Raw genomic sequence first — 8,094 nt, forward strand, 5'->3', positions numbered from 1 at the left:
CAAACCAGCGGGATGCTTTGACCCATGTCGCTCCCGATTTGTGCGAGCAATTTGCAGAACCGGCGACCAAGCCGCTCATCCTTAAACTCGCATCCCGCAACTTCCCGATCAACCCACGTCTCGATACCAGTCGTCAATCGCTGAGCACGCGCCCCGGCACGTTCCTTCACCAAGCCCATCGAGCACCCCGCGCTTCCGAATCAGGTGCTCAACAACGAATCACAACAGATTCTACCGATTCAAGATTTCGCCCGCGGCGCCTCGCTCAAATCCGACGTCAAATGTGGGTAATTGAAAGGTAGCCAAGTCGGGTACAGCGGTTTTTAGTTGACGATCAATAACTAGGGTGGTCATGCCGCTACCGTCAGGTCAATTGCGATTATTAGTAGTTGATTGTGTGCGACAATTGTAGGGACTCGACTATCCGCCATAACCGTCGGAATCGGCTCTCGTCTGGACTAGAGGGGGCGACTGCTGGCGAGCAGAGTCTAAAGTGTTGACCTCAATCGCGAGGGTGTAAGAGTAGCCGGTTTGTATCGCCCCCGCGGGCGAATGGAAGACGACCCGAGCAGATCTAGTGACGACCTCTCCTCCGCGGGCGCTGGGCCGGGCATCCTTGCATCGATCGAGCTGATGTCCATGAGCGTGCTTTGATCGACAGGCCGATTTGTTATCCGCCAGTAGTATGAGGACCAGTCCTCAAGAATTGAGGACGACCGGATAGTAATACCCAAACGGTCCTGGCGAGGAACGGACTCTGTCAATCGCGGCGATCCGGTACCCGGACCCCGTCGAAGTCAGCAGCGTCGCGGGAGGCCGCCATGGTGCGCACGCGGCGCACGATGATGACCTGCGTAGCCGCAAGTCCGATGAGGACCATTACCTTGCCCGCAATGCCAAGGGTCAGCACGATCATGGCCCACACGGCTACGCAGCCAGCTGCGGCTACGGCGGCGGAGATGAACATGAATCCCGCCCAGACGAAGCCCTCAGTCACTGGCCCGTCCGACACGATCTAGGTGTCCCTAAGACCCGCATGGTTCTTGTAGTTGACCAGCGCGGCATTCTCTGGGCCGAGTCGCTCTCACAAACACCTTATGCCGGTCGCAACGCTCGCACAGGGACTGAAAGGGAGGAGAGTCAAGAGTCAAACTATGTCTCCATTAGAAGCGATCGTCCGTTGGCTGGAAGGTCAGGACTTGGATACGCAACTGGAGGTCGCTGCATTCGCGACATTCCCTGTCTTCGTTGAAAGTGCCGTTCTCACGCTCGCCGGACCAGCTCGAAACTCTTCAACTCAACGATGGTTGACCGAGCCAAAGTTGGACTCGCAGGCCGTGCTCTGACCTTCCGGGTCATCTTCGAGTACTTTGCTGAGGGTAGAATTGTAAGCGACGGATGGAAACACACCGAGGAGCTGGTGATCAAGACTCTGAAACAGGCTGAACGCGACGGAAAGTTTGCGGCTGCGCGCAAGGCGCAACGGAAGCTACAACTATTGCCAGCCCGAAAGAACTGGTTTCGTGTTGCGAAATCTTGGAATGGCTTGGCTGCGACTTATTTGACAGGCCAGGCTCTTATTGGAGCGTCGGCGAGATGCGATTTGAGAGGAATTTCAACTGGTGAATGTCCTTGGTTGGTGCCCACGGCGGCTGCTCCGATGGTCGCCACTAAAACCGGCGCGCCCAGTGCATGCGCTCTACCGACGTCTGGTTTGCGCGCTACACATCGTGGACGCCACCGAGCGAGCCGTCGCCTCTTGCGGTGGACCTTCTACGGCGTACTTCGGCCGAGCACATTAAGCGATCTAAGATTGACGGGATCGGCCATTGCGCTGGCGTTCCGTTCGTGGTTGACCGCTTCGTCTCCGATCGCGCCCCGTACGACGGGCCTTGCGGGTTGTCTGTCCTCACGCACAAACGCCATCCACTAGCCACATTGACGGCAGATAGGGCCACACCCGCGATAAGAGCGCTACGGTTCTGTGCGATGGCGGAAGTGATGCTCATGCGCGATCCTCCTCATGCGCAGCGTCGAAAATGATCTTAACAGTCTAAAGAACGTAAGCGGATGTTTGCGTATTAGTTCTGTGGTTCTCATCGTGAACTCGTCATGGCCTCCGCGTTCGCGGATGGTTTCCCCGAGTGCGGCGAGCTGGTCGGCGTCGGTAGACCGAAGAACGGCTTGGAAAGCCGGTGTGAATTTGAGCCTGTCCATCGCAGCGCGTCTCCTCAGCCGATTGTGAGTGCCGGCCCTTCGAAGATATCTTCTGTCTTCGAGGCGGCGGCCGATCCATAGGCGCCAATCGCCGCAAAGGAGCCGTTGATGTACGCAGCTTCGCCGACATCGTGGAACTTTACCTGGAAACCGGCATCAAGATAAACTCCCGCGGATACATGGGGCGGCAGTTCAGTTCGGTGATGTCGGTCACCGCCGTCTTCGAAATGGTTGACGCCATGGCGCCGCAGCCAGCCTCCTATTACGAGGCGGGGCAGTTCGCTGATGGCGGCAGGCATTCTTGGATGCCTATTGTCGACGCCTATTCTCGTGCTGTTTGAACGACGGAAAGGTAGGACTGGCAGCCATTCGGAAACCTCGGTCATGAAAAAGTGTGGGCACCGTGTCGTTGCACACAGTTCGGTAAACGGCATGCAAGGACGGTAGCCACCCATCTATGTTCGATCGCCGCTATCATGAGCCTTTATGGGGCGCAGCTCTAGCTATCGGAATTGGTGGTGCGAGGGCATGCATGTCCGACGGCTCTGAATTATTGCAGGACCATCACTAGCCGACGCCGGCTCGGCCGCATCATGCCGATCGTAAACCAGAGACTGCTCAAGCGTGGCGATCTGCTTATTCCTCGATCGCGATTCTCGCCCGTAATCGTGGCGGAGATGGCGAAGCCACGGCAAAAGCGCAGCCGCGCGCGGTGCAGGTCGCTGATCGTTGGCATCTGATGGAGAACACCAGTGCCGGACGCTTGGCGGCGATCGGATGTACATGTGGCCTAATCGCGGATGCTCATGTCGACGAGGTGCTCAAGGAGTGTTGGCGAACCAGGTCGCCCGAAGAAGCAAAAGCAATCGTAGAGCACAATGAAGCCAACCCCAGAGAGATGTAGGTAGTGAATCGGTTCGCGACGCTCTTGCAGACAATCCGCGACTGGTTCGAAAAAGCAGGATGAAGAGGCGTGACCGTGGCGCACTCGGCGGATTCAAAGTTGAAAGGGCGGCGCGGCGTAATCGTTGGTCTTGGTCCGACCGAGACAAGGATGCCCGTCCTCTTGGACCGCAACATGCGTCCAACGACCCTCCAAGTCTGCCGCTTGGTGGTGGAGCAATACTCATAGTCCTACGGCAAGATGATTTCGCAAGCGGCCTTCGATTGTTCGGGAATCGCGCCAAGCCGCGCACAGGGGCCAGTTCGGCTCCGACGATCTTCAGCACAGCCTTGGACGCGCGCTTCGCAATAATATCTCCTTTCGAAAATCTTCCCGTGCCGAGCTTTGTGCGCATCGGAAAATAGACCTGCAGCATCTGGCGATATTGCGGGAGGGATGTCTGCGTATGCGAGTTGTTCGTGGCGCCCGGAACACCCTTGAAGCGATGCAGATCCTGGACGAGGTAGTTCGCAACTCCGTAATAAAGATCATGGTTGCCATCAAAGCCCGGGAAGATGTCGAGCCCATGAGCGGCGTATCCAATATCGTCACGCACTCGCTGCCGCTCTGAGTTTTCAAGCTACTGAACCGGTGGATAGTCGCGCTGAACATTTCCAGGATGTGTCGACCCGTTTCCTTGACGACTGGATTGGGCTCCTCCGATCGCTCAAAAAGATCTTCGCTCACACCGTCCTCCGTTTCAAGATCAGAAACACGAAGCAACTTTAAGCAGCGTCATCCAGGCGCGAAGCAATTCCGTCATTTGGCGTCCTTGGCGCTCTTGGCGTAACGGAGCCCCGGCTGGGCGCCGGGCCACTGCAACCGAAAAATGCACGGACGGCAGGGTAGGGCCGCCCGTGCGAGTTGCGGTATGAAGAGCTTGGCCGTCGAGAGGACAATCACAAGCGACCAAGCCAAGTGGCTCAGCAACCCACGTGCCAGACGATCAAAGAAAGGCGAGGGGCAAAACGGTACGCTTCCACACCGCGCCAGCTAACTGCTCGTGCAGCTTCCGGACACGCGCGTCATCAAGCCGACACGGTTGAGCGAGATGAGACGTGCGACTAATACTGGCGAGGACGCAAGGTGAGCCGCTTGTTGTGACGCGGTGCTTCGCGTTCGAGCAGCAACGCGAGCCATTCGGCGTGACCGAGGCTCGCGGCCCCCGCAAGTGGCCTCGATGTCGACAAAGGCTTTGGCCATGCCGTGGAGTCAGAGCGCGTTGAGCCGGTCGAAGGTCGGATGGGTAAGCAAGGGATCATCTCCTAATTGTAGTAGCGCGGTCCGCGGATGCCGGCGAGCCCCTGCGTTCACGTTGTCTGCGCATAGGTGAAGTTCGAGGCGCCAAGCACGGCGACGAAGACCTGCGCCGTTCTGCGCTCGCCAGTGAGGCGATCGACCACCACCGGCACGCCGTCGCCCGCGTAGTCGACGAACAATTTGTCGCAGGCCGCGTGCGACTGGCGCATCGTCACCGACAGGCGCCCCTCCCAGGCGCGGTAGAGCTCACAGAAGCGCGAGTACCGGTATCACCCGGGCTCGGCGGCATTGTACTCCTCCCACAGGATCGACAGCGTCACGTGCTTGCGCTTGAGCTCGCGGTGCACCGCCGCCCAGTCGGGCTCGGCGATCCGGCGGTGACCCTGCCGGTTGCCGTTGCCGGTCTTGGCGAACAGACGGGCCTCCAGGGCCGCGTCCGTGAGTTCTCCGGGCAACGGCCAACTCAGGCCTGCGGCCTCGAACCGCCGGATGGTCAACCGTGCCGTCGAGGGCCGCGCCCATCCGCCGCGCAATCTCGCGGCTCGGCAGCCCAGCCGCCTTCATCCTGATCACATCGCGCACACGGCGCATCGCAAGCCCCTCCGTCGGCATCCAGGGTCCCCCTTTGCAAAGCCGAAAGGACGGACACTATGGGAGCCAGAAGAGGCCTCGTCACCCGAGCGACATCATCCCGGAATGGCGGGCGAGATCGTCTCGGAACGGGTGGGCGACTTCAAATCGGAATGGTGGCCGAGATCATCTCGGAATGGTGGGCGACATCGAGCGGCATCCGCAATCGTGGGACCACGCCGCTAAGCGATGATGTAGCGGGAGAAGTCGTCGAGCACAGTCGAGAGATAGTGCCAACCCCAGCCGGTGATGTTGAGATAGGTGAAGTCGGTCTGCCAGAGCTGAGTGATGGCCGTCGTCTTGTTTTTGAACTCGTTCGCCGCCTTGAGCACCACATAGGCCGGGCTGGTGATGAGGTCATGCGCCTTCAGCAACCGATAGACTGACGCTTGGGAGACAAAAAAAACCTCCGTTCGTCGGTGAACCGCACGGCCCGCTCACGCGGCGACAGTTCCGGATTCTCCAGCGCCAGGTCGATGATCTGACCTCGCACATCGTCCGGAACGCGATTCCAGATCCGTTCCGGTCGAGAGCGATGATCGTCCAGCGCGGCGCTGCCGCCCTCGCGGTAACGGTCATACCAGCGATAGAACGTGGCGCGTGGGATGCCAATTGTACAGCGTGTGCTTGGCCGGAAGATGCGATTGCTCGACCAGCTGGATGATCTCGGCCTTCTCGGACGCAGAATGTCTCATGCCTCGTCCTCCCCATCCGCCGTCATGCGTTTTTTTAGCAACCGGGCTCCAGCGTGAGGTCGGCCACGGCTTCCTTCAGCGCGTCGTCTCACGACGCAGATCCTTCACCTCGCCAGAGGTTGCCGCATGCGCCGTGTCGCCCGTCAGGCGACGCTTACCGGCTTCGAGGAACTCCTTGGACCAACCATAGTACATTGAGGCGGCAATGCCCTCGCGCCGGCACAGCTCGGAGATGTTCTCCTCGCCCCGCAGTCCTTCCAGCACGATACGAATCTTCTCTTCAGCCGAACAATGCCGGCGTGTCTGGCGCCGAATGTCCTTTAGCACTTGTTCTGCCGGTGCTTTTGACCGTTCCGGATTTCTGCTTCATCTTCGCCCTGGTGGCTACGATGAACCAAAAACCCTCCCGCCGCAAAACCCTTTGTCTCACAAGCCCTGACGGCGAACACTGTTCCGCACCGCCATTTGGTGCTAGTGAACATCGGTCAATATAGAAATCATTGAAAGTACATTGCATGCCTTGGCGAGCTATGGAGTGCGAAGATCTTCCCTCAGTGAACGCTATCGTAGTTCGCGTTCACCTCAATTACCCTGAGGATGAGGCCGTATTCTCGGACCGATTTCGGCTCTACCCCGCCGGATGCTTCGTACTTGAGCGCGAGGCGGTTGGCGTTGCCGGCTATATTGTCAGTCATCCTTGGCACTTCAAAAAGCCACCCGCGCTCAATGTCCTTCTAGAATCCCTACCTGACCCCGCATCCACATATTATATCCACGATATCGCGCTATTGCCTGAGGTGCGGTCTGGCGGCGCAGCGTCTGAGATTGTGCGCAAGCTGATTAGCCACGCCGGAAGCGCGCACTTTCCAAACGTTTCCCTGGTAGCTGTGAACGATTCAACGAGGTTCTGGGAGAGGCATAGCTTCCAGAGTCTGGAAGATCCTCAGCTTAACGAGAAGCTCGCGAGCTACGACGACCAAGCCAAGTATATGGTTCATCGCTTCTCATGATCTTTCTGCAGCGGCTGTCCGAACACTACCAACGAGTCGACATAAGCGTTCGAACACCGGCGGCATCCTGCTGCGTGCTCTTCGGCTTACCGGCCTCCGCCTGGTCGCACTTGATCCGACGATCAAGCGAGCGAGTGTTGAGGCTTGCGCCCGCTGTAATTTGAACGGGGCGAGTAATTACGCTTCGCCGGAGCTGGATTGGGCTTGTTGCGCTTGCGCAGCCGGAAAAACGGCGCGGCGGCACTTTGCCGACGCCGCGCTTGCCCCGCACTTCGATTTCAAGGATGCGCTGGTCAGTTTCCTTGTCCTCGACGGCGGTAATTTCGCGGTACTATAGCCATTTGGCCTCGTCCAACCGCAGGGTGGTGTTGGCCATGAAGATCACGTAGTCATGCAGTTGCTACGCACGCGTAGCGCCAGCGTTCGTTGATTGGGTTCTCTGCGCGCCGCGAGGTCGCCAGGTCGAGCTTTCTGTATTCAGTCGGTGAGAACCACGCGCGGTGGGAGATCTTGCCGTTGCTGCGATAGGGCTGGGACATGTCTGGCAGGCTGGAGAGCCAGCTGCCATGGCGGAGGGCAGTCTTGAGGGGGTGCCGGAGCGCAACCAGTTCCTGATGGAGAATGTTGCGGTCAGGCGGTTTGCCGCGCGCGGCCTTCGATTTTTCGATGCGGTCGATCCGGTACTCCTGGATCGCGCCTGAGGTGATCTTGGAGAGCGGCGCCTCGCCGAGGAGGGGATGAGGCAATTACGAATTCGCCGTTCATGACCGGCGAAATAGATAGGGCTGCGCTGACCTGAGCGCATATTCTCTTCTCGTCAGTCGAGATCTTGAGGAGGCGAGGCCGAGTTCGCCACCAAACTAGTGGAGGAAACTCAATAGAGTTTTCGTACGTGCATGATCGCGGTGGGACTGATCTAAAGCATCCAACCGAGAATTTCTGCGTGGGGCCACAGGTTGTGTGCAGGTGTGTGCTTCACATGCATGCACGATTCTCCCTTAGAGCGGTTGGGGGTTGATGCAACTGAGGCATGAATAGATGGTCGTCCGTGAAGAATGCGGATTGACCTGAGAAATAAGCAGAATTGGTCTTGATGTAGTATTCGATTTCGCAGGAAAGCGGGGTATTGGACCTCGCTTTCTTGCGTTTTAGGTTTTGCTTTTGGGTGATTCGTGATTCCCTGACGGCGTCGTCGACATTGGGGAATGCGATGAGCAAGCCGCGGGATGATCGCCAGAAAGACCTGTTGCTTCCGGCGCTTGATCAGATCATCGACATGGGTCATCCGCTGGTGCGGTTGGCAGCGCTGATCGACTGGAACATCCTGAATGAGCGCTTC

The 8,094-nt window shown here is 58.5% G+C and carries 7 protein-coding genes and 2 pseudogenes; 3 read left to right on the forward strand and 6 right to left on the reverse strand.

Annotation, left to right across the window (positions count from 1 at the left end; translation table 11 throughout):
* The 3 genes from J6525_RS45295 to J6525_RS45305 form a co-directional block, all read right to left on the reverse strand.
* Window positions 1-179: IS4/Tn5 family transposase DNA-binding protein (locus J6525_RS45295; RefSeq protein WP_225647044.1), on the reverse strand; the 179-nt coding region annotated here is incomplete at its 3' end.
* Between the two features lie 581 nt (window positions 180-760).
* Entirely contained in the window at window positions 761-997 is a 237-nt protein-coding gene (locus J6525_RS45300; RefSeq protein ID WP_225649492.1) for a hypothetical protein, read from the reverse strand.
* 1,234 nt (window positions 998-2,231) lie between these two features.
* Window positions 2,232-2,516, reverse strand: a complete 285-nt coding sequence (locus J6525_RS45305; protein WP_225649493.1) for a hypothetical protein — start codon at window positions 2,514-2,516, stop codon at window positions 2,232-2,234.
* A 1,050-nt stretch (window positions 2,517-3,566) separates the two neighbouring features.
* Here J6525_RS45305 and J6525_RS45310 point away from each other — a divergent pair.
* Complete coding sequence (locus J6525_RS45310) at window positions 3,567-3,731, forward strand: hypothetical protein (protein ID WP_159109433.1); 165 nt, start codon at window positions 3,567-3,569, stop codon at window positions 3,729-3,731.
* Between the two features lie 751 nt (window positions 3,732-4,482).
* Here J6525_RS45310 and J6525_RS45315 read toward each other — a convergent pair.
* Together J6525_RS45315 and J6525_RS45320 are read right to left on the reverse strand one after the other, a co-directional pair.
* A pseudogene (locus tag J6525_RS45315) lies at window positions 4,483-5,011 on the reverse strand (helix-turn-helix domain-containing protein); the annotation flags it as partial.
* Between the two features lie 224 nt (window positions 5,012-5,235).
* Window positions 5,236-6,115, reverse strand: a pseudogene (locus tag J6525_RS45320) (helix-turn-helix domain-containing protein); the annotation flags it as partial.
* Window positions 6,116-6,275: 160 nt separating this feature from the next.
* Between J6525_RS45320 and J6525_RS45325 the strand changes: the two are divergent.
* Window positions 6,276-6,755 carry a GNAT family N-acetyltransferase gene (locus J6525_RS45325; RefSeq protein WP_312010071.1) on the forward strand — a complete coding sequence of 160 codons (480 nt, stop codon included), beginning with the start codon at window positions 6,276-6,278 and terminating at the stop codon, window positions 6,753-6,755.
* Window positions 6,756-7,144: 389 nt separating this feature from the next.
* Here J6525_RS45325 and J6525_RS45330 read toward each other — a convergent pair whose 3' ends face one another.
* On the reverse strand, window positions 7,145-7,501 hold the full coding sequence (locus J6525_RS45330; RefSeq protein WP_225649494.1) for a hypothetical protein: 357 nt from the start codon (window positions 7,499-7,501) through the stop codon (window positions 7,145-7,147).
* 380 nt (window positions 7,502-7,881) lie between these two features.
* On the opposite strand from J6525_RS45330, the gene J6525_RS45335 reads away from it, so the two are divergent.
* Window positions 7,882-8,094 (forward strand): hypothetical protein (locus tag J6525_RS45335; protein WP_225649495.1); only part of this gene is annotated, 213 nt, incomplete at its 3' end.

This window comes from Bradyrhizobium australafricanum, assembly GCF_020329495.1.
Lineage (GTDB): Bacteria > Pseudomonadota > Alphaproteobacteria > Rhizobiales > Xanthobacteraceae > Bradyrhizobium > Bradyrhizobium australafricanum.

Coding starts and splice junctions, on each gene's coding strand:
- J6525_RS45305 (WP_225649493.1), bottom strand. CDS start 2,516: ATGCCTGCCGCCATCAGCGAACTGCCCCGCCTCGTAATAGGAGGCTGG.
- J6525_RS45310 (WP_159109433.1), top strand. CDS start 3,567: ATGCGAGTTGTTCGTGGCGCCCGGAACACCCTTGAAGCGATGCAGATC.
- J6525_RS45325 (WP_312010071.1), top strand. CDS start 6,276: ATGGAGTGCGAAGATCTTCCCTCAGTGAACGCTATCGTAGTTCGCGTT.